The sequence below is a fragment of the Klebsiella sp. HC6 genome (assembly GCF_022605325.1).
In the GTDB taxonomy this organism is placed as follows: Bacteria; Pseudomonadota; Gammaproteobacteria; order Enterobacterales; family Enterobacteriaceae; genus Klebsiella; species Klebsiella terrigena.
This window is the reverse complement of the sequence record NZ_CP093276.1, coordinates 1,959,883-1,981,916: the sequence shown is the minus strand read 5'-3', so window position 1 is coordinate 1,981,916 and position 22,034 is coordinate 1,959,883. Positions and strand designations below refer to the sequence as shown.

The following is a 22,034-nucleotide window of genomic DNA, read 5'->3' as shown; positions in this document are numbered from 1 at the left end:
ATGAGAGCGTTAACGAAAGAAGAAGTAAAAATAATTTCCGGTGGAGGAGTGGATCGTGAAGCCGTAGTTGCTGTAGGCAATATCGCGGGTGGATTACTCGGGAATTTTAGCCGAGTACCAAATGGGGGACTGTATCGTTCAACTGCAGGTGGCTATATTGCAGGTAAAGGTTACGATGCAATAGCCAACTCGCCAACAATTACCATACCAAACATTAATATAAACCCAATTACCCAAGGGATCCCGTCATACATCTCGCGTCCGGGAATGCATAGCTCTATATATACGAATGCAAATTAAGTAGCGTCAGGGGTATTATACCATACCCCTTTTTTATGCAAGGCGGTTATCGTCCTACACATATTTACTTACACATGAAATAAGAGTATCAATATTTTCCCTGGCGGTGAAAGTGGCAATGATGTTCCCTACGAAGGTAACATCCCTGGTGATGAAGTACGCATCACCGATCCTGCACTTACGCTAGCCAGCGAGTCCACTTTTGGAGTCAATCCAGACATATCTCAACAGTCTTTTCATAATTCCTCCATTTTTGCGAGGCGTTCCCTCACTAAACTAGTATCATTTCGCGAAACGTTTCAGGATGAGATAGCTAAATAATGAAAGGCAGTCACACACTTCGTTGGGCAACCGCCCTGGCGGTGGTCATCGTTGCCGGCGCCGCATACTGGTTTTGGCAGGGTCGTGATACGGCGGGTGAAGCGCCTACGGCGGCGGCCGGGCACGGTGCGCCTGCTGCGGGCGGCCGTCACGGCCGCTTCGGCGCGCCCCTGGCGCCGGTCCAGGCGGCTACGGCCACCAGCGAATCGGTGCCGCGCTATCTCAGCGGCCTCGGCACGGTCACCGCGGCCAATACGGTCACCGTGCGCAGCCGCGTCGACGGCCAGCTGCTGGCGATCCACTTCCAGGAAGGCCAGCAGGTAAAAGCCGGCGATCTGCTGGCGGAAATCGACCCCAGCCAGTTTAAAGTCGCGCTGGCGCAGGCCCAGGGACAGCTAGCCAAAGATCGGGCGACCCTTGCCAACGCCAGGCGCGACCTTGCCCGCTATCAGCAGCTGGTCAAAACCAACCTCGTTTCGCGCCAGGAGCTGGATACCCAGCAGTCGCTGGTCAGCGAAACCAACGGCACGATTAAAGCCGACGAAGCGGCGGTGGCCAGCGCCCAGCTGCAGCTCAACTGGAGCCGCATCGTCGCGCCCATCGACGGGCGCGTCGGCCTGAAGCAGGTGGATATCGGCAACCAGATCTCCAGCGGAGATACCACCGGTATCGTGGTATTAACGCAAACCCAGCCGATCGATTTAGTCTTCACGCTGCCGGAAAATGACATCGCGGCGGTGGTTCAGGCGCAGAAGGCAGGTAAAGCCCTGCCGGTTGAGGCCTGGGACCGCACCAACAAGCAGAAAATCGCCAGCGGCGCGCTGCTCAGCCTGGATAACCAGATTGACGCCACCACCGGCACCATCAAGCTGAAAGCCCGCTTCAGCAACCAGGACGACGCGCTGTTCCCCAACCAGTTCGTCAACGCCCGCATGCTGGTGGATACCGAACAGAATGCGGTGGTGATCCCTGCCGCCGCCCTGCAGATGGGCAACGAGGGCCACTTCGTATGGGTGCTGAACGCCGACAATAAGGTCAGCAAACATACGGTGACGCCGGGTATTCAGGATAGCCTGAAGGTGGTCATTAGCGCCGGGCTTTCCGCCGGCGATCGTGTGGTCACCGACGGTATCGACCGCCTGACCGAAGGCGCGAAGGTTGAGGTCGTCGAGCCGCACAGCGCATCCGCCGCCGCGCCGGAAAAAGCCACCAGCCGCGAATACGGCAAAAAAGGAGCGCGCTCCTGATGCAAGTCCTACCGCCGAGCAGTACGGGCGGCCCTTCCCGTCTCTTTATCATGCGCCCGGTGGCCACCACGCTGCTGATGGTGGCTATCCTGCTGGCCGGGATTATCGGCTACCGCTTCCTGCCGGTCTCGGCGCTGCCGGAAGTGGATTATCCGACCATTCAGGTAATCACCCTCTACCCTGGCGCCAGCCCTGACGTGGTGACCTCCGCAATCACCGCGCCGCTGGAGCGCCAGTTTGGCCAGATGTCCGGCCTCAAGCAGATGTCGTCGCAAAGTTCGGGCGGCGCCTCGGTGGTGACCCTGCAGTTCCAGCTGACGCTGCCGCTGGACGTCGCCGAGCAGGAGGTGCAGGCGGCGATTAACGCGGCCACCAACCTGCTCCCCTCAGACCTACCTAATCCGCCGGTCTACAGCAAGGTGAACCCGGCCGATCCGCCGATTATGACCCTCGCGGTCACCTCTTCCGCCATTCCGATGACCCAGGTGGAGGATATGGTGGAAACCCGCGTGGCGCAGAAAATCTCCCAGGTCTCCGGCGTCGGCCTGGTGACCCTCGCCGGCGGCCAGCGTCCGGCGGTGCGCGTGAAGCTCAACGCGCAGGCGATTGCCGCCCTCGGGCTGACCAGTGAAACCATCCGCACCGCGATTACCAGCGCCAACGTCAACTCAGCGAAAGGCAGCCTCGACGGCCCTTCGCGGGCGGTGACGCTCTCCGCGAACGACCAGATGCAGTCGGCGGAAGAGTATCGCCGGCTGATCGTCGCTTACCAGAACGGCGCGCCGATTCGCCTCGGCGACGTCGCTACCATCGAGCAGGGCGCGGAAAACAGCTGGCTGGGCGCGTGGGCGAACAGCCAGCGGGCGATCGTCATGAACGTTCAGCGCCAGCCGGGAGCGAATATTATCGCCACCGCCGACAGCGTGCGCCAGATGCTGCCCCAGCTGACCGAAAGCCTGCCGAAGTCGGTCAAGGTGCAGGTCCTTTCCGATCGCACCAACAACATTCGCGCCTCGGTGAGCGATACGCAGTTTGAGCTGATGCTGGCGATCGCCCTGGTGGTGATGATCATCTACCTGTTCCTGCGCAACGTCCCGGCGACCATTATCCCCGGCGTCGCCGTGCCGCTCTCGCTGGTGGGCACCTTTGCGGTGATGGTGTTTCTCGACTTCTCGATTAACAACCTGACGCTGATGGCCTTAACCATCGCCACCGGCTTCGTGGTCGATGACGCCATCGTGGTTATCGAAAACATCTCGCGCTATATCGAAAAAGGCGAAAAGCCGCTGACCGCCGCGCTCAAGGGCGCCGGCGAGATCGGCTTTACCATCATCTCGCTGACCTTCTCGCTGATTGCGGTGCTGATCCCGCTGCTGTTTATGGGCGATATCGTCGGCCGGCTGTTCCGCGAATTTGCCGTCACCCTGGCGGTGGCGATCCTGATCTCCGCCGTGGTGTCGCTGACCCTGACGCCGATGATGTGCGCGCGGATGCTGAGCCACGAATCGCTGCGTAAGCAAAACCGCTTCTCCCGCGCCAGCGAACGCTTCTTCGAGCGGGTGATTGCCGCCTACGGCCGCCTGCTGAGCCGGGTGCTGAACCACCCGTGGCTGACCCTCAGCGTGGCGCTGGGCACCCTGGCGCTGTCGATTATGCTGTGGGTGTTTATCCCGAAAGGCTTCTTCCCGATCCAGGACAACGGCATTATTCAGGGCACGCTGCAGGCCCCGCAGTCGGCCTCTTTTGCCAGCATGGCCCAGCGCCAGCAGCAGGTCTCGGCGCTGATCCTCAAGGACCCGGCCGTGGAGAGCCTGACGTCGTTCGTGGGCGTCGACGGCACCAACCCGGCGCTGAACAGCGCCCGGCTGCAGATCAACCTCAAGCCGCTGAGCGAGCGCGACGACCGCGTCCAGACGGTTATCTCTCGCCTGCAGCGCTCGGTGGACGGCATTCCGGGCATCGCGCTCTATCTGCAGCCCACCCAGGATTTGACCATCGATACCACCGTCAGCCGCACGCAGTACCAGTTCACGCTGCAGGCCAACTCGCTGGATGCGCTCAGCAACTGGGTTCCGCAGCTGCTGACCCGCCTGCAGGCGCTGCCGCAGCTCTCCGACGTCAGCAGCGACTGGCAGGATAAAGGCCTGGCGGCGTACATCAACGTCGACCGCGACAGCGCCAGCCGCCTTGGGATCAGCATGGCCGATGTCGACAATGCGCTGTACAACGCCTTTGGCCAGCGCCTGATCTCAACCATCTATACCCAGGCCAACCAGTACCGGGTGGTGCTGGAGCACGACACCCAGGCCACGCCGGGGCTCGCCGCGCTCGACGGCATTCGCCTCACCGGCAGCGACGGCGGCATCGTGCCGCTGAAATCGATCGCCACCGTTGAGCAGCGCTTTACGCCGCTGTCGATCAACCACCTCGACCAGTTCCCGGTGACCACCATCTCCTTTAACGTCCCGAGCGGCTATTCCCTCGGCGATGCGGTGGAGGCGATTCAGGCCGCCGAACAGGCGCTGGATTTACCCACCGATATTCGCACCGAGTTCCAGGGCAGCACCCTTGCCTTCCAGTCGGCGCTGGGGAATACCGTCTGGCTGGTGGTCGCCGCGGTGGTGGCGATGTATATCGTCCTCGGCGTGCTGTATGAGAGCTTTATCCATCCGATCACCATTCTCTCCACCCTGCCGACCGCCGGCGTCGGCGCCCTGCTGGCCCTGTGGCTGGCCGGCAGCGAGCTGGACGTGATCGCCATTATCGGCATCATCCTGCTGATTGGCATCGTCAAGAAAAACGCCATCATGATGATCGACTTTGCCCTCGCCGCCGAGCGCGAACAGGGCATGCCGCCGCGTGAGGCGATTTATCAGGCCTGTCTGCTGCGTTTTCGCCCTATCCTGATGACCACCCTGGCGGCGCTGCTCGGCGCGCTGCCGCTGATGCTGAGCACCGGCGTCGGCGCGGAGCTGCGCCGCCCGCTGGGGATCGGCATGGTTGGGGGCCTGATGCTCAGCCAGGTGCTGACGCTGTTTACCACCCCGGTCATCTATCTGCTGTTCGACCGCCTGTCGCTGTACCTCAAAAGCCGCTTCCCACGGCGTGAGGAGGAGGCGTAAATGAAGTTTTTCGCCCTCTTCATTTACCGCCCGGTGGCGACGATTTTGATTTCGCTGGCCATCACCCTGTGCGGCATTCTCGGCTTCCGCCTGCTGGCGGTCGCCCCGCTGCCGCAGGTGGATTTCCCGGTGATAATGATCAGCGCCTCGCTGCCCGGCGCCTCGCCGGAAACCATGGCCTCCTCGGTGGCGACGCCGCTGGAGCGCTCTCTCGGGCGCATTGCCGGGGTCAACGAGATGACCTCCTCCAGCTCGCTGGGCAGCACGCGCATTATTATGGAGTTCAACTTCGACCGCGATATCAACGGCGCCGCCCGCGACGTGCAGGCGGCGATCAACGCCGCGCAAAGCCTGCTGCCCAGCGGCATGCCGAGCCGCCCAACCTATCGCAAGGCCAACCCGTCCGATTCGCCGATCATGATCCTGACGCTCACCTCGGATACCTACTCCCAGGGCGAGCTGTACGATTTTGCCTCCACCCAGCTGGCGCAAACGATCGCCCAGATTGACGGCGTCGGCGACGTTGACGTCGGCGGCAGCTCCCTGCCCGCGGTGCGCGTGGACCTCAATCCGCAGGCGCTGTTTAACCAGGGCGTGTCGCTGGACGCCGTGCGCACGGCGATTGATAACGCCAACGTGCGCAGGCCGCAGGGGGCGCTGGAGGACGGCAGCCATCGCTGGCAGATACACACCAACGATGAGCTGAAAACCGCCGCGGAGTATCAGCCCGTCATCGTGCACTACAGCAACGGCGCGGCGGTGCGTCTTGGCGATGTTGCCAACATCAGCGATTCGGTACAGGACGTGCGCAACGCCGGGATGACCAACGCCAAACCGGCAATTCTGCTGATGATCCGCAAGCTGCCGGAAGCCAATATCATCCAGACGGTGGACAGCATTCGCGCGCGCCTGCCGGAGCTGCAGAAAACCATTCCGGCGGCGATCGATCTGCAAATCGCCCAGGACCGCTCCCCGACGATCCGCGCCTCGCTGGAGGAAGTCGAACAAACGCTGGTGATTTCGGTGGCGCTGGTGATCCTCGTGGTGTTCCTGTTCCTGCGCTCCGGCAGAGCCACGCTGATCCCGGCGGTGGCGGTGCCGGTATCGCTGATCGGCACCTTTGCCGCCATGTACCTCTGCGATTTTAGCCTCAACAACCTGTCGCTGATGGCCCTGACCATCGCCACCGGCTTCGTGGTGGATGACGCCATCGTGGTGCTGGAGAATATTTCCCGCCACCTTGAGGCGGGGATGAAGCCGCTGCAGGCGGCGCTGCAGGGAAGCCGGGAAGTGGGCTTTACGGTGCTGTCGATGAGCCTGTCGCTGGTGGCGGTCTTTTTACCCCTGCTGCTGATGGGCGGCCTGCCGGGGCGTCTGCTGCGCGAGTTCGCGGTCACCCTGTCGGTGGCGATTGGTATATCGCTGGCGGTGTCGTTAACCCTGACGCCGATGATGTGCGGCTGGCTGCTGAAAAGCGGCAAGCCGCACGAGCCCACGCGCAACCGCGGCTTTGGCCGCCTGCTGGTCGCCATTCAGGGCGGCTACGGCAAATCGCTGAAGTGGGTGCTGAGACACAGCCGAATGACCGGCCTCGTCCTGCTGGGCACGATTGCCCTTAGCATCTGGCTCTATATCTCAATTCCGAAAACCTTCTTCCCGGAGCAGGATACCGGCGTGCTGATGGGCGGCATTCAGGCGGACCAGAGCATCTCCTTCCAGGCGATGCGCGGCAAGCTGCAGGACTTTATGAAAATCATTCGTGAAGACCCGGCGGTGGATAACGTTACCGGGTTTACCGGCGGCTCGCGGGTCAACAGCGGAATGATGTTTATCACCCTTAAATCCCGCGACCAGCGCCAGGAAACGGCGCAGCAGATCATTGACCGCCTGCGGAAAAAGCTGGCGAAGGAGCCGGGAGCGAACCTGTTCCTGATGGCGGTGCAGGATATCCGCGTCGGCGGACGTCAGGCCAACGCCAGCTACCAGTACACCCTGCTGTCGGACGACCTGGCGGCGCTGCGCGAGTGGGAGCCCAAAATTCGCAAAGCGCTGGCGGCGCTGCCCGAGCTGGCTGACGTCAACTCAGACCAGCAGGACAACGGCGCGGAGATGGACCTGCTCTACGATCGCGATACCATGTCGCGCCTCGGCATCAGCGTGCAGGACGCCAACAGCCTGCTCAACAACGCCTTTGGCCAGCGGCAGATCTCCACCATCTATCAGCCCCTTAACCAGTACAAGGTGGTGATGGAGGTTGACCCGGTCTATACCCAGGACGTCAGCGCGCTGGATAAGATGTTCGTTATCAACAGCGAAGGCAAACCGATCCCGCTCTCCTACTTCGCCAAATGGCAGCCGGCTAACGCCCCGCTGTCGGTGAACCATCAGGGGCTTTCGGCGGCCTCCACCATCTCCTTTAACCTGCCGACCGGTAAATCCCTGTCGGAAGCCAGCGACGCCATCAACCGCGCCATGACCCAGCTCGGGGTGCCGTCCAGCGTCCGCGGCTCGTTCGCCGGCACCGCGCAGGTTTTCCAGCAGACCATGAATTCGCAGATCATTTTGATTCTGGCGGCGATTGCGACGGTCTATATCGTGCTGGGGATCCTCTACGAAAGCTACGTGCATCCGTTAACGATCCTCTCCACTCTCCCCTCGGCGGGGGTCGGCGCGCTGCTGGCGCTGGAGCTGTTCGGCGCGCCGTTCAGCCTCATCGCGCTGATCGGAATTATGCTATTAATTGGAATAGTGAAGAAAAACGCCATCATGATGGTCGACTTTGCGCTGGAGGCGCAGCGTAACGGCAACCTGCCGCCGGAAGAGGCTATTTTCCAGGCCTGCCTGCTGCGTTTTCGCCCGATTATGATGACCACCCTCGCGGCGCTGTTCGGCGCGCTGCCGCTGGTGCTATCCGGCGGCGACGGCTCGGAGCTGCGCCAGCCGCTGGGGATTACCATCGTCGGCGGTCTGGTGGTGAGCCAGCTGCTGACCCTGTACACCACGCCGGTGGTGTATCTGTTCTTCGATCGTCTGCGGCTGCGTTTTTCCCGAAAAGCCCGGCAACCGGTAAGCGAATAATATGACCGACCTCCCGTCCAGCGTGCGCTGGCAGCTATGGATAGTGGCATTCGGCTTCTTTATGCAGTCGCTGGATACCACCATCGTGAATACCGCCCTCCCCTCGATGGCCAAAAGCCTCGGGGAGAGCCCGCTGCATATGCATATGGTTATCGTCTCCTACGTGCTGACGGTGGCGATTATGCTGCCCGCCAGCGGCTGGCTGGCGGACCGGGTGGGGGTGCGCAATATCTTTTTCAGCGCCATTATCCTCTTCACTCTCGGATCGCTGTTTTGCGCCCAGGCCAATACCCTCGACCAGCTGGTGCTGGCCCGGGTGCTGCAGGGCATCGGCGGCGCCATGATGGTGCCGGTAGGCCGTCTGACGGTGATGAAAATCGTCCCCCGCTCGCAGTATATGGCGGCGATGACCTTCGTCACCCTCCCCGGCCAGGTCGGGCCGCTGCTGGGTCCGGCGCTCGGCGGCGTGCTGGTGGAATATGCCTCCTGGCACTGGATTTTTTTAATCAATATTCCGGTCGGCATTATCGGCGCTATCGCCACGCTCTCGCTGATGCCGAACTACACCCTGCAGACGCGGCGCTTTGACATGCTCGGTTTTATCCTGCTGGCCGCCGCCATGGCGACGCTGACCCTCGCCCTTGACGGCAAAAAGGGCCTCGGCATCTCTCCGCTGCTGCTGGCGGCGCTGGTGGCCATCGGCATCGCCTCCATCGGGCTCTATCTGTGGCACGCGCGGGGCAACGACGGGGCGCTGTTCAGCCTCGACCTGTTCCGCAACCGCACCTTCTCCCTCGGGCTCGGCGGCAGCTTTGCCGGGCGCATCGGCAGCGGCATGCTGCCGTTTATGACCCCGGTATTCCTGCAGATTGGCCTCGGCTTCACCCCGTTCCACGCCGGCCTGATGATGATCCCGATGGTGCTCGGCAGCATGGGCATGAAGCGCATCGTGGTACAGGTGGTGAACCGCTTTGGCTACCGCCGGGTGCTGATCGTCGCCACCGTCGGCCTCGCGCTGGTCAGCCTGCTGTTTATGGCCGTCGCGCTGGCGGGCTGGTACTGGCTGCTGCCGGTGGTGCTGTTTTTACAAGGCATGATCAACTCCAGCCGCTTCTCGTCAATGAATACCCTGACCCTGAAGGACTTGCCGGACCCGCTGGCCAGCAGCGGCAACAGCATGCTGTCGATGGTGATGCAGCTGTCGATGAGCATTGGCGTAACCATCGCCGGCATGCTGCTGGGGATGTTCGGCCAGCAGCACCTCAGCGCCGATGCGGCGACCGCGCATCAGGTCTTTCTCTACACCTATCTGAGCATGGCGGTCATTATTGCGCTGCCGGCGCTTATTTTTTCCCGCGTGCCGGATGACATCGAAGGCAATACCGTCATCGCCCGCCGCAAAAGGAGTGAACCGTGAAGTTTTGGCGTCCCGGCATTACCGGCAAACTGTTTCTCGCCATCTTCGCCACCTGTATCGTGCTGCTGATCAGCATGCACTGGGCGGTGCGTATCAGCTTTGAGCGCGGATTTATCGACTACATTAAGCGCGGCAACGAGCAGCGGCTGACGATGCTCGGCGACGCCCTCAGCGAGCAGTACGCCCAGCACGGCAGCTGGAAGTTCCTGCGCAACAACGACCGCTTTATTTTCCAGCTGCTGCGCACCTTTGAGCGCGACAACGACGACCGCTCCCCCGCCGGCCACGGCCAGGGACCCGGGCCTGACGGAGAGCGCGGACCAGGCCCGGATCGCGGCCCGCCGCCGGACAACGGGCCGCGCGGTCCCGGGCCGGATATGCCTCCGCACGGCTGGCGGACGATGTTCTGGGTGGTGGATCAGAATGGCCGCGTGCTGGTCGGCCCGCGCGAGCCGGTGCCTGAAGACGGTACCCGCCGCGAGATCCTCGTTGACGGCGCCGCGGTGGGGGCGGTCATCGCCTCGCCGGTGGAGCGCTTAACCCGCAATACCGATATCAACTTCGATCGTCAGCAGAAGCGCACCAGCTGGCTGATTGTGGCCCTGGCGACCATCCTCGCGGCGCTGGCCACCTTCCCGCTGGCGCGCGGCCTGCTGGCGCCGGTCAAGCGGTTGGTTGAGGGCACCCATCGCCTCGCCGCGGGGGATTTCTCCACCCGGGTCACCGCCAGCGGCGGCGACGAGCTTGGCCGCCTGGCGCAGGATTTTAACCAGCTCGCCAGCACCCTTGAGCGCAACCAGCAGATGCGCCGCGACCTGATGGCGGACATTTCCCACGAGCTGCGCACGCCGCTGGCGGTTCTGCGCGGCGAGCTGGAGGCCATTCAGGACGGAGTGCGCAAATTCACCCCGGACTCCATCCCTTCCCTGCAGGCGGAGGTCGCCACCCTGACCAAGCTGGTTGACGATCTGCACCAGCTGTCGATGTCGGACGAGGGCGCGCTGGCCTATCAGAAAACCTCCGTGGATATCATCACCCTGCTGGAAGTCGCCGCGGGAGCCTTCCGCGAACGCTTCGCCAGCCGCGGGCTGGAGATCGGCGTATCGCTGCCGGAAAGCGCGATGATTTTCGGCGACGGCGATCGCCTGATGCAGCTTTTCAACAACCTGCTGGAAAACAGCCTTCGCTACACCGACAGCGGCGGCAAGCTGCTGATTAGCGCCGCGCAAAGCGGCCGGATGCTGATCGTCGACTTCGCCGATAGCGCCCCTGGCGTCAGCGACGCCCAGCTGGAGCGCCTCTGCGAACGCTTCTACCGCGCGGAAGGCTCGCGCAATCGCGCCAGCGGCGGCTCCGGCCTCGGGCTGGCTATCTGCGTGAATATCGTCGCCGCCCACGGCGGCACCTTACGGGCCGGCCATTCGCCTTTTGGCGGGGTTAGCATTAAAGTAGAGTTACCTCTGGAACGCGATTTACCGAGAGACGTATGACTGAATTACCTGTTGATGAAAACACTCCGCGTATTCTTATCGTGGAAGATGAACCCAAGCTCGGCCAGCTGCTGATCGACTATCTGCTTGCCGCAGGCTACGCGCCGACGCTGATTAACCACGGCGATCGGGTGCTGCCCTACGTTCGCCAGACGCCGCCGCACCTGATCCTGCTGGATCTGATGCTGCCGGGCACCGACGGCCTGACGCTGTGCCGCGAAATTCGCCGTTTCTCCGACGTTCCGGTGGTGATGGTGACGGCCAAAATTGAGGAGATCGACCGCCTGCTGGGGCTGGAGATCGGCGCCGACGACTATATCTGCAAGCCCTACAGCCCGCGCGAAGTCGTGGCGCGGGTGAAAACCATCCTCCGCCGCTGCCGGCCACGCCCGGAGCTGCAGGCGCTGGATGCCGACAGCCCGCTGATCGTCGATGAAGGACGTTTTCAGGCCTCGTGGCGCGACAAGCTGCTGGATCTCACCCCCGCCGAGTTTCGCCTGCTGAAAACGCTCTCCCAGGAGCCGGGAAAAGTGTTCTCGCGCGAGCAGCTGCTGAACCATCTCTACGATGATTATCGCGTGGTCACCGACCGCACCATCGACAGCCATATTAAAAACCTGCGCCGCAAGCTGGAGTCGCTGGACGCCGAGCAGTCGTTTATCCGCGCCGTCTACGGCGTCGGCTACCGCTGGGAGGCGGACGCCTGCCGGCTGGCATAGGCCGCCGGATGCCGTTCTGCCCGCGCTATTACCCGCCTGCTGGCGGGTGATTTTTTTGTGAAAAACGCCTCCGGCGCTATCGCCCATATAGCGCCGACGAGTCCGCACAGCAGGAGCATTTGCTGCCATTGACCCGGCGCAGGCGGCGGGAAAGGGTTTACCTGCCTGCCCCACGGCGCTACAATGCCCGCCCTTAATGTGGGGACACTCCCCAACTCGCCCACCAGCTGCGGCGAATCTGACCTGTCATCAGAACGAGAAAATCATGTTTAAACCGGAACTCCTTTCCCCGGCGGGAACGCTGAAAAATATGCGTTACGCTTTCGCCTACGGCGCAGATGCCGTTTATGCTGGCCAGCCGCGCTACTCTCTGCGCGTGCGCAACAACGAATTCAACCACGAAAACCTGCAGCTCGGCATCAACGAAGCCCATGCGCTAGGGAAAAAGTTCTACGTGGTGGTGAATATCGCGCCGCATAACGCCAAGCTGAAGACCTTCATTCGCGATCTGCAGCCGGTAGTGGAAATGGGGCCGGATGCGCTGATCATGTCCGATCCGGGCTTAATCATGCTGGTACGGGAAAACTTCCCCGAGATGCAGATCCACCTCTCGGTCCAGGCCAACGCCGTCAACTGGGCAACGGTAAAATTCTGGCAGCAGATGGGGCTCAGCCGGGTCATTCTCTCGCGCGAGCTGTCGCTGGAAGAGATTGCCGAAATTCGCAGCCAGGTGCCGGAGATGGAGCTCGAGATTTTCGTTCACGGCGCGCTGTGCATGGCCTACTCCGGCCGCTGCCTGCTCTCCGGCTATATCAACAAACGCGATCCGAACCAGGGGACCTGCACCAACGCCTGCCGCTGGGAATATAACGTCCAGGAAGGCAAGCAGGACGACGTCGGCAATATCGTCCACAAGCATGAGCCGATCCCGGTACAGAACGTTGAGCCCACTCTTGGGATTGGTGAGCCGACCGATCGGGTATTTATGATTGAAGAAGCCAAGCGTCCGGGCGAATATATGACCGCCTTCGAAGACGAGCACGGCACCTACATCATGAACTCGAAGGATCTGCGCGCCATCGCTCACGTTGAGCGCCTGAGCAATATGGGCGTGCATTCGCTGAAAATCGAAGGCCGCACCAAGTCCTTCTACTACTGCGCCCGCACCGCGCAGGTCTACCGCAAAGCGATCGACGACGCTGCCGCCGGCAAACCGTTCGACGAAAGCCTGCTGGAAACCCTCGAAGGGCTGGCCCACCGCGGCTATACCGAAGGCTTCCTGCGCCGCCATACCCATGATGATTATCAGAACTACGAGTACGGCTACTCTCTGTCAGAGCGCCAGCAGTTTGTCGGGGAGTTTACCGGTGAACGTAACGGCCAGCTGGCGGCGGTGGCGGTGAAGAACAAATTCACCCTCGGCGACAGCCTTGAGCTGATGACGCCGCAGGGCAACGTCAACTTCACCCTCGAGCATATGGAAAATGCCAAAGGCGAAGTGATGCCGGTCGCCCCCGGCGATGGCTACACGGTCTGGCTGCCGGTACCGGAAGATATGGTGCTGCAGTACGCCCTGCTGATGCGCAACTTCGCCGGCCAGAGCACCAGAAACCCGCACGGCAGCTAGTTTATCAGGGTTATTTTTTCAGGATGCACGGATATTAGAAACGGATCACATACCGTTCCGCTTAAAGTCGTTATTATCCATTTCGCTGAAAAACATAACCCATAAATGCTAGCTGTACCAGGAACCACCTCCTTAGCCTGCGTAATCTCCCTTACGCGGGCTTATTTTTTTTAATCTAATGAAACAAATGGAATCATTTCTTTCAATGTCCACACATTGACCACATCGATACAAAAAGCCCCGCTTTGCGGGGCTTTCTTGTTGGTCACATCCAATGAATTTGCTGCTGGCCTGACGTTGTCGGGTGCGGTGGCGGTGGCACGACTTCACCTGGTGACACGATAAAACGTTCGACCGTCTCAGTGGTGACAAACGTACAACTGCAATTGATGTTCGTACACTGATGGTAGCGCTCTTTAGTCGTGTCAGAAAAATAACGGCTGGTACGAGCATGAGCTGCATAGTGGCATTTTGGACAGTGGAACATAGCAAACACCTCAGATAATTTCCAATACGCCAACATTAATAAAAACACACCTATATAACAAACAGTTAAATAACTACCAGTGAGTTAATCCTGGCTTTCATACTCCACATCCGAAAGCTTAACCTCAAGCTCTAAGCCCGTCGTGAATCCATTCCCGGTAAGGTTATGCACCACCCGGCTGATTATCCACATCTGCTCGTCTAAAACGCGCTTAAAGCCTTTAACCACTACCGGCGTTTCTGGAAACAAATCAGCACGGCCAAAAGCCAGCCTGATAGAAAACTCAGCCACCCCACGTTGCAGTTTGTCCCATTAGGCCTAGGCGGCTCGCATGGCCTGCGCTTTGGTTGAAAAAATTGTCGTAAGGACAAACACGTTGTCATCCTCGCCGACCATGTATTCCCCCTCCCTGGCTTCCGGCGTCTTCACCGTTTTTTTCTTCGTTACCGGTTTGGCTTTGGGGTGCTGTAGCGCGCGTAAATGCTGCTCTTTGGGTTTACGTTTTAACGCAACCTTTTGCTTTTGTGGTTTCGGGTCTTTGGTGTGCAACCATTTTGCCGTAACGCCGGTATATGCCCCACGGTCAGCAACGGAAAACTGATGGCGGTCGCCATCGCCGCGGGTGATCGTGACCTGCGGAATGGCTTTTCCGCTGGCTGTAATCCCACGACCGGCTTTGAGGAATAGCAACTTTCCCGCTTTTACCGAAACCTCACCGTCGTTTCTCTCGGCGAGGCGTGTCAAAAATTTGGCGTCCGATTCCTGTGACTGGTCGATATGCGGAATTTTTATTCCGGCCAGCTCCGGTATAACGCTCGATGCCAGTTTGTTACGTGTCGCTATCGCTGCCACGATTTCACCGAGCGTCTTATCATGCCAGGACTCTTCCCGACGTGAGTTAAGCGTCCCCCGAAAATCGGCGCTACGGGTGCAGATTGTCACCGTGTCCGGTGCGCCATGATGTTCAACCTCATCGACGGTAAAACTTCCCTTACCTATCAACGCAAAGCCTTTCCACCCGAGGTAAAGCGTCAATAGGGCACCGCGTAATGGCAGCTCTACCAGCCCGTCAGCATCATCAAGCTCGATGTCGAGCTGGTCAGCTTCGAATCCGCGATTGTCTGTCATGGTCAGGCTCATCAACCGGTTACTGATGTTGCCGGTAATATCTTTGCTGTCGAGCATCAGCTAATCCCCACCATGCCAGCCACTGACAAGGCCATATTACCCGCCTTGCCAATCAGTGATTTGGTCTGTTCACCAATATCACCATACAGCGCAGCGAGAGATTCATCCACGCGGGTGAGCGTCAGCGTAAAATCAATTTTTCTCGCCGTTCCGTCAGCAAAAAACAGGCTTCCCGTCTCGCTGATATTATTGATGACGTACATACCGTAAATAGTGCCGGTGCCATCCAGTAACGGCCAGGCGCGCCCCTCGTCAGCCATTAAACGAATGGCCGTCATCGTCAACTTTCCTCCAGTGAGCTCCGGGTACAACATACCGGCCAGGGTAATTTTTTCATCCCCCGGCCCCAGATACTGGAAAGAATCCCACTTACCGACGCGAGAGTTTGACGGCCACCGATATTCGGCGTCACGTTGCATCGTCTGGTGTGGCAATGTCTGGCGCATAAAAACAAACATACCGAGTGCGAGCATCATTTTTCGTCACCTCCTATCCGTCGTGGTTCATGCTGGCACGCTGGCGGGCGCGTTTTTCACGCTCAAATTTTTCGAGCGCATCCTGTAGCTGGCGATCGAGCTGTGTACCGCTGCCACTCCCCTGCCCACCACGCCAAGCGCCGCGGCGGTAATCACCCCCAGCGTCTGCGCGAGCTCTTTATTTCGCAGGATCCACTTATCAAGTTTGAGCACGTAGCCGGTCGCAGTTTGAACCAGTTTGCGTAATGAGGATTTGATGCAGCAGTATGATCACACTTGGACCCCAGCAGCTATGAAAGCATTCTTTCAGATAAGGCAAACCGAACGCATGCAAAATCATGCGTTTATGCATGCATTCCCGAAAATTGTAGCGTCACGGTAAAATTCAATAAAAAAACCGGACGCACGGTACCGGTTTAAATTTAAACTTTTAAGGAATTTGATTATAGTGCGTTACGAATCCACGATTCATAATAGCCTCTAATTCTATTTAGATAAGAATCGACATCAGTAATTGTCAAACCACTAGAATTTATCACACTCGCTTCAATCAAATCTGTTGCCACCGAGCGGTCATTCATATGTGATGATGGCGTACCAGTTGGGACGACTAAAAAAGCATCTCTTTTGATAAATCGGTATGTATCTTTAAACTCATCACGATTTACTGAGTACGTTTCTCCTTCAATTCTAACATACTGGTTCCTAACGTCGTCTGGATCGAGGTAATACCCACGCCACTCTATGGCGTAATCTACCTTAGAACTTATATTTCCTCGAGTTTTATACTTAGAAAGATCATTTATATCAGAATATTCAAATTGTGGCATCCCGTGAGTTAAAACTATAAAGAAATTTTTATACGGATAATTTCTGTCATTATAGGCATAAATTTCATCAATAGTAATTTGATGTGCAAAAACACCGTACATGACGTTGTAGAGACGACCGCTTTTAAGAATTGATCCATGATAATTAAGATCACCACCAGTAGAACCTATCATCCAAAGATGATCTTTTCTTTCTTCATCCATGATAAGAGCGTCAACATTCGATAAGAACAGGCTTATATCTTTCTCGGTTGAAATTTTAGCTACTCTATTTATATTAGGTATGCTCTGGACTATAGCATCATCTAGGTCATGTAAAAAAAGCCAACGATCTGAATCTCTTTTCGATTGCTCACGCAATTTTTCTTGATTTTTAAATGATTCGGATTCAGTTTCAAAGAATATTTTAATGTCCTCCATACTTGAAAATCGATCACTAGGGTTATGCATTATACATTTGTTAATAACTTTATCCAGAATAGTTAAGAACTCTGACTCATTTCGAAATAGTAAAGATGCTCGACCGAGTCCTTTACTAACATCTCCTGTACCAAAGTACTGCAGCAATTGTCCGAAAGAGTAAATATCACTAGATTTTGTTACTTCATAAGTATTTGACGATTGCTCAGGTGCTGAGAATTTGAAGTTTGCCAACCTTTCGCCATCTTGTGTTTTTGAAAACCGTGCATAGACATCATCGTCAAATTTGGATATGCCGAAATCACCAATAACATATGTATCATTAATCTCATCAACAAACACATTCTCTGGCTTAAGGTCTCTATGAATGATCTCATGATGATGAATGTGCCTAATCCCATTATAAAGGGCCGTAAAAAATTTACGCATTGAGTCATTGTACTTTTCAACTGACTCTTGATTTGCATAATCTTTTTTCACACTCCTTGCATAACGCTTCATAATAATGACATAATAATCGATTTCAGCGACTTTAATTTTGTCTAGGTGATAATATTTGACCACATTTTTATGAGTAGGCATTTGTGCAACGCAAAAAAACTCATCTTTGAATCTTGTTATTTTACTACCTTCACTGTCTTGCTTTAAAAATTTAATCGCAAATTCGTGATTTAAATGAGAATAGAGAAAAACATTACTATTTCCACCTTCACCAATTACCCCTTTGTAATCAAAACGGCCAACATTCGTATCTATAAAACCAACTGCTTTTAGTTGTTTCGGTAAACTTTGTGTAGTCATTGAAAAATCCATCAATTATTAAAAATATGATAAATAGAGAACAGTCTCAATTCAAATATACAACACAAAATATCCATGAGCAAACAGAGAGTTATAGAAAAACACGCAAGAAATAAGTTAACACGGTAATCATTAAAAACAACATTAATCACGAATCGCAATCATGCAAATTTCAGTTGTGAGCCCCTACATTATCTCAAAGAGAAACTATTAGTTTTCATTTATTTTATTCAAGGTTATGCTTCATGAGGGCATTACGAATATAACTAATTAGTGATTATTAAAATTCTGTGAGTCGCCTTCAAAGAATTTTTCTTAGACTCCATAGGTCTCCCGAGCCTTTGTTACCCATATTGCTACACTGTATTATCTTTTAACTCAACTCTGAGCCTTTTCATAACTCCTATATCACTCAAACAAATAAATACTGTCATCAACTGGATTTAGCATCATATCTGCATACTCAAAGGATGTAGGCTTCATGACTTGAGCCTTGCTTTCAGTAAGCTTTCCACAGTTATTGACAGGACTCCGAGGCGCGGCAGTGCCGCTTTTTAAAGTCAAAGGCTCAACGGCCAAAAGCTTTGGAACGATGCGCCATTCGGCTGTCCAGGTGACATGTACCAGCTCAGAAACCAAGTGCGGTGCGTAGATGCCCACAACTCTCTCTATATCCTCTTCTTAGGCGTTGACCTCGTCAGTCACGTTACGAGCCACACGGACGGTCTGGCTATCACGTGGAACATTCGCCCCACCCTGCGCTGCGATATACAGGTTAAATTCACCTTCATCAGCTGCGGCCCTTGCCGCCTCGACACGCTCATCGAATTCATCAGCAATGCTCCCCCACGAGGCAGTTTGCGCAGCTCGCGATATGCGCCCATCGTCGGCAGGCCAATAGATTTGAATTGCGGGATGCGCCACGTTGACGCCCAAGCTGTTACAGCTGCGGCTGTATCGGTGAGAGGCTTGCCGGTATCGTGATCGACCTGATAATCGAGTGCGTAGGCGCGCCGGCCCGATAGCCCAGGCCGTTTCTCCCCGATTCATTAGACAGATAATTATAATCACCTCAATTAAATGATAATGATAACCATTTGCATCTGATTCAACGGAGGGATAAACTGCCACTCTTTATTTTTTTAGCGTTTTAAACCGGTAATTAACCATCTACTGGTTTTTCATCACTAACATTGTTTGATTTTCGATATCTTTTTAAAAAATAAGGAAATTTTATGGGAAAACGCGCCTTAATTCTCACCTTGTCGACGTCGGTTTTTACCGGCCCGACGCTGGCGGAGGGAAAAAATGACAATGAAGAAATTATGGTTGTTTCATCTACGGGGGGCGCTGAAAATACCCTCTCCGGATCTGATTTAAACAGATTCAGAGGTATTGCCAATGCAGATATTTTTTCCTCTGAAACCTATATCCAGTCAAATAATATGCGAAACGAGGCGGGTTCGATCGATCCCGGAATCAGGGGACTGCAGGGTGAAGGCCGCGTCCCCGTGTTTATTGACGGCTCGCTGCAGTCGACCCACACCTCAAGAGGCTATCAGGGAACCAGCGACAGAACGTACATCGATCCTGATTTAATCAGTAATATCACCATCAGCAAAGGGGCCTCACAGAATAACAATGCCTTTTCATCCGGCGCCATCGGTGGGGTAATAAATATAAAAACCCTCACCACCGAGGATATTATCAACCCCGGCAATAACTACGGCTTACTTCTTAAGCTAAGAACGTTCAATAACAATAAAAAGCCTGATATCCCCGATGATTACGCGGAGCAGAGCTATTATCAGCTGACGGACAAGCCCCGCGGGTATGATTTCCGAAACGGCTCCGCCACGCTGGCCTTTGGCTTCAGAGACGATAGCGTTGACACCGTAGTTGCCTATAGTAAAAGATCCACCGGGAACTATTTTTCCGGGAAAAATGGCTTTAAAAAATTCAAGGATCCGGTGGTATTTAAAAATGAAGAGGTCGTAAACACCTACTTTGAAAGCGAGTCATTTATTTATAAGCTGGCGCTCAACGCGAATGACAATCATCACTTCAACCTTGCCTACCGCAACCATCGTCAGCAGGCCGGTGAAACGCTGGCTGCCTACTGGTATAAAAACGCCAACGACATTGATTTCGAGCCCCTGCCCGCGGGCGTGGAGTCCATGCCGCAATGGAAACCCGGCAGCGCAATTGTGAATGCCTACAGCGCCGGATATACCTATACCCCCGTTGACAACAGGCTGATTAACTTAAATCTTAACTACTGGCTAACCGATACAAACTTAAAACAGTATAACGGCCTGTGGGCACTGGGGACCAATGCGCAACAGTATCTCCATGCCTATAGCAACAATAAAAACGGGATCGCCATTGTCAATGAAAGCCAGTTAAATATGCTCACGCTCCGCTACGGCTCGTCAACGCAAAAAGAGAAGCTGGCGCCGAAATCTGACGGTCTGACCCGCTTTACCGCCTACCCCACCTCGCGCCACGGTGAGAGAAGGGAAAATGCCCTTTTCGTCAACGGAATGATTGAGAGTGGCCCGCTTCAGGTCAATCTGGGGATTAACTATCATAATTCTGAGGCCAACGATTTTCAGACCAATCAAAGCGTAAAATATCAGGCGAAAGCGGACCTGAGTTCCGAAATAAGCTATGCGCTGACCCCAGGCACAACCCTGTTTGTGAAAGCAGCCAGAAACTACAGAATGCCGAGCCTGTATGAAACCACGGTATCAAATGAGATATTCAGCTATAACCCGGCAGATCCTATTGCGCCGGAAGTCTCCCTGCAAAAAGAAGTGGGGGTTAAGATACATCGCCCCGCTTTGCTCTCCACAGAGGATACGCTTGACCTCTCCCTCTCCTGGTTTAACAACAGGACCAATAACTTTATCTCTCCTGGAATAAAGGATAAAACCGCGGGAATGCCGGCATGGCAGGATAACTTCACGTTTATGAATTATGATAAACTCGATTTATCCGGCTTTGACTTTTCGCTTAAATACAACAGCGAACTGTTCTACTCTGCCATTTCCGCCACGCTGTATAGCAAAACAGCGGTGTGCTCAAACTACTATGCGCAAAAATATAACACCAGCAACTGTAATAACATGGGCTTCGCCTGGGGATTAACGCCCACCAGAATTCCCGCCAAACAAAATATCTCTGTAAATCTGGGGAAAAAATTCCTCAATGAAACCGTCGATGCCGGCATCAGATACCGATATCACTCGGCGAAAACCAACCCTGCGGGTTGGCTTGAGGGGACAGCAGCCAACCCGGTTATCGAAATTCCTTCCGGGTACCAAATTGATTTGTATGGAGAGTATGTTTTAAATAAAAATGCGACCTTTTTTGCCGCCGTTAATAATGTCACAGATCGCTATGATATCCAGCCCGGAGCGGTTATCAGCATGCCAGATCCCGGCAGAACGGTGATGCTCGGCGTTGACCTTCGCTTCTGATCGTCCCCCGGCAGAGGCGCTATCTGGGGAGAGGGCGATTTTTACGCCCTCTTCTCTGTCGATTATGCGCTATGAATATTTATCTTCAGGTTGCATGCACGCTGGCTTTGTTACCCGGCTCATACCTCGAAGAAGTCGACCTTACCGCCAGCAAGATGATACATGCTGCCAACCATTTTGATTTTCCCTTGTTCTTCCAGCTTTCTCAGCACCGGACTGTTTTTTCGAATATTTTCGATTGTCAGCTCGACGTTTTTCCGCGCCACGGCATCAACGAAGTCATAATTACTGCCAGTACGTTCGCCGCTGTACTCGGTTTTGGCGACGGCCGGTTTAATTTCATCCAGCAAGCCGGTCAGATTACCTAATTCAGCATTATCGATGGCCCCGCGGACGGCGCCGCAGCGGGTATGCCCCATTACCAGCACCAGCTTCGCACCGGCGACGGCGCAGGCAAACTCCATGCTGCCTAACATGTCGCGGTTGCTGATATTACCCGCGACCCGAGAGTTAAAGGTTTCACCGATCCCCGCATCGAGAATAATTTCCGCCGGCGCGCGCGAGTCGATACAGCTGAGGATCACCGCCGCCGGGAACTGCCCCGCCAGGCTGCTGCGCTTTTGCTGCAGATAATCGTGCTTAAGCGGGCGGTTTTCCCGGAAACGCAGATTACCCTGTTTAAAATGTTCAATCACCGCATCCGGCGTCATACCGTCGCGTTCCTCTTTGCTCAGAGACGCGGCAAAAGAGATCGTCGGTACCGATAAGGCTGCCAGCCCGGTGATGGACAGCGCGGAAAGCGCTAACGTCTGCTTCAGAATGGTACGACGTGAAGGTTCAGCTTGTTGATTCTGTTTCATAATATCTCTCTATGGACCGGGTTATGCAAATTACGCAGATAATCTCCTGGTAAAGAACAACCAAACTAAAACCACAGGATATATAGAGATATTTTTTTGCCCTTTGTTTAAAAAATGACGTTCGCAGGGACGAGTTGTTAATATAAATAAGCCTTTTAAAAAGATAATT

13 protein-coding genes and 3 pseudogenes are annotated in these 22,034 nt (G+C 55.6%); 9 read left to right on the top strand and 7 right to left on the bottom strand.

All coding sequences use genetic code 11. The features are described from left to right. From MMW58_RS09680 to trhP, 8 genes are all read left to right on the top strand, one after another. Nucleotides 1–300 carry a hypothetical protein gene (locus MMW58_RS09680; RefSeq protein WP_241723202.1) on the top strand — a complete coding sequence of 100 codons (300 nt, stop codon included), beginning with the start codon at nt 1–3 and terminating at the stop codon, nt 298–300. 320 nt (nt 301–620) lie between these two features. Further along, nucleotides 621–1,868 (top strand): MdtA/MuxA family multidrug efflux RND transporter periplasmic adaptor subunit, encoded by a 1,248-nt coding sequence (locus MMW58_RS09675; protein WP_159237830.1) that lies wholly within the window; start codon nt 621–623, stop codon nt 1,866–1,868. Further along, nucleotides 1,868–4,990 (top strand): MdtB/MuxB family multidrug efflux RND transporter permease subunit, encoded by a 3,123-nt coding sequence (locus tag MMW58_RS09670; protein WP_241723200.1) that lies wholly within the window; start codon nt 1,868–1,870, stop codon nt 4,988–4,990. The genes MMW58_RS09675 and MMW58_RS09670 overlap by 1 nt, the downstream gene beginning before the upstream one ends. Further along, a complete protein-coding gene (mdtC, locus tag MMW58_RS09665) occupies nt 4,991–8,068 on the top strand; it encodes a multidrug efflux RND transporter permease subunit MdtC (RefSeq protein WP_133598994.1) in 3,078 nt (1,025 codons plus the stop codon). A gap of 1 nt (nt 8,069) precedes the next feature. Beyond that, a complete protein-coding gene (gene mdtD, locus MMW58_RS09660; protein WP_241723198.1) occupies nt 8,070–9,485 on the top strand; it encodes an MFS transporter in 1,416 nt (471 codons plus the stop codon). Further along, complete coding sequence (gene baeS / locus MMW58_RS09655) at nt 9,482–10,975, top strand: envelope stress sensor histidine kinase BaeS (RefSeq protein WP_133598998.1); 1,494 nt, start codon at nt 9,482–9,484, stop codon at nt 10,973–10,975. Before mdtD ends, baeS begins: the two co-directional genes overlap by 4 nt. Beyond that, the gene (gene baeR / locus MMW58_RS09650) at nt 10,972–11,694 is read left to right on the top strand and encodes an envelope stress response regulator BaeR (protein ID WP_045855766.1); all 723 of its coding nucleotides are present in this window, start codon (nt 10,972–10,974) and stop codon (nt 11,692–11,694) included. Before baeS ends, baeR begins: the two co-directional genes overlap by 4 nt. Nucleotides 11,695–11,959: 265 nt before the next feature. Then, nucleotides 11,960–13,321 (top strand): prephenate-dependent tRNA uridine(34) hydroxylase TrhP, encoded by a 1,362-nt coding sequence (gene trhP, locus MMW58_RS09645; protein WP_133598999.1) that lies wholly within the window; start codon nt 11,960–11,962, stop codon nt 13,319–13,321. A 265-nt stretch (nt 13,322–13,586) separates the two neighbouring features. On the opposite strand, the gene MMW58_RS09640 is transcribed toward trhP, so the two are convergent. The 6 genes and pseudogenes from MMW58_RS09640 to MMW58_RS09615 form a co-directional block, all read right to left on the bottom strand. Beyond that, nucleotides 13,587–13,808 carry a DNA-binding transcriptional regulator gene (locus MMW58_RS09640; RefSeq protein ID WP_241723196.1) on the bottom strand — a complete coding sequence of 74 codons (222 nt, stop codon included), beginning with the start codon at nt 13,806–13,808 and terminating at the stop codon, nt 13,587–13,589. An 84-nt stretch (nt 13,809–13,892) separates the two neighbouring features. Continuing rightward, nucleotides 13,893–14,993, bottom strand: a pseudogene (locus tag MMW58_RS09635) (phage late control D family protein). Further along, on the bottom strand, nt 14,993–15,472 hold the full coding sequence (locus MMW58_RS09630; protein WP_241723195.1) for a phage tail protein: 480 nt from the start codon (nt 15,470–15,472) through the stop codon (nt 14,993–14,995). Before MMW58_RS09630 ends, MMW58_RS09635 begins: the two are co-directional and overlap by 1 nt. Nucleotides 15,473–15,595: 123 nt before the next feature. Next, nucleotides 15,596–15,727: pseudogene (locus tag MMW58_RS09625) on the bottom strand (hypothetical protein); the annotation flags it as partial. A gap of 188 nt (nt 15,728–15,915) precedes the next feature. After that, nucleotides 15,916–17,523 (bottom strand): protein kinase domain-containing protein, encoded by a 1,608-nt coding sequence (locus MMW58_RS09620; RefSeq protein ID WP_241723193.1) that lies wholly within the window; start codon nt 17,521–17,523, stop codon nt 15,916–15,918. 408 nt (nt 17,524–17,931) lie between these two features. Next, a pseudogene (locus MMW58_RS09615) lies at nt 17,932–18,530 on the bottom strand (replication endonuclease); the annotation flags it as partial. 228 nt (nt 18,531–18,758) lie between these two features. Here MMW58_RS09615 and MMW58_RS09610 point away from each other — a divergent pair. Further along, nucleotides 18,759–21,005, top strand: a complete 2,247-nt coding sequence (locus MMW58_RS09610; RefSeq protein WP_241723192.1) for a TonB-dependent receptor domain-containing protein — start codon at nt 18,759–18,761, stop codon at nt 21,003–21,005. Nucleotides 21,006–21,124: 119 nt separating this feature from the next. Here the strand turns inward: MMW58_RS09610 and MMW58_RS09605 are convergent, their stop codons facing one another. Then, nucleotides 21,125–21,865, bottom strand: a complete 741-nt coding sequence (locus MMW58_RS09605) for a carbonic anhydrase (RefSeq protein ID WP_133599011.1) — start codon at nt 21,863–21,865, stop codon at nt 21,125–21,127. Nucleotides 21,866–22,034: the final 169 nt, after the last annotated feature.

Coding starts and splice junctions, on each gene's coding strand:
- MMW58_RS09620 (WP_241723193.1), bottom strand. CDS start 17,523: ATGACTACACAAAGTTTACCGAAACAACTAAAAGCAGTTGGTTTTATA.
- MMW58_RS09605 (WP_133599011.1), bottom strand. CDS start 21,865: ATGAAACAGAATCAACAAGCTGAACCTTCACGTCGTACCATTCTGAAG.
- MMW58_RS09630 (WP_241723195.1), bottom strand. CDS start 15,472: ATGATGCTCGCACTCGGTATGTTTGTTTTTATGCGCCAGACATTGCCA.
- mdtD (WP_241723198.1), top strand. CDS start 8,070: ATGACCGACCTCCCGTCCAGCGTGCGCTGGCAGCTATGGATAGTGGCA.
- baeR (WP_045855766.1), top strand. CDS start 10,972: ATGACTGAATTACCTGTTGATGAAAACACTCCGCGTATTCTTATCGTG.
- MMW58_RS09670 (WP_241723200.1), top strand. CDS start 1,868: ATGCAAGTCCTACCGCCGAGCAGTACGGGCGGCCCTTCCCGTCTCTTT.
- MMW58_RS09680 (WP_241723202.1), top strand. CDS start 1: ATGAGAGCGTTAACGAAAGAAGAAGTAAAAATAATTTCCGGTGGAGGA.
- MMW58_RS09610 (WP_241723192.1), top strand. CDS start 18,759: ATGGGAAAACGCGCCTTAATTCTCACCTTGTCGACGTCGGTTTTTACC.
- MMW58_RS09675 (WP_159237830.1), top strand. CDS start 621: ATGAAAGGCAGTCACACACTTCGTTGGGCAACCGCCCTGGCGGTGGTC.
- MMW58_RS09640 (WP_241723196.1), bottom strand. CDS start 13,808: ATGTTCCACTGTCCAAAATGCCACTATGCAGCTCATGCTCGTACCAGC.
- trhP (WP_133598999.1), top strand. CDS start 11,960: ATGTTTAAACCGGAACTCCTTTCCCCGGCGGGAACGCTGAAAAATATG.
- mdtC (WP_133598994.1), top strand. CDS start 4,991: ATGAAGTTTTTCGCCCTCTTCATTTACCGCCCGGTGGCGACGATTTTG.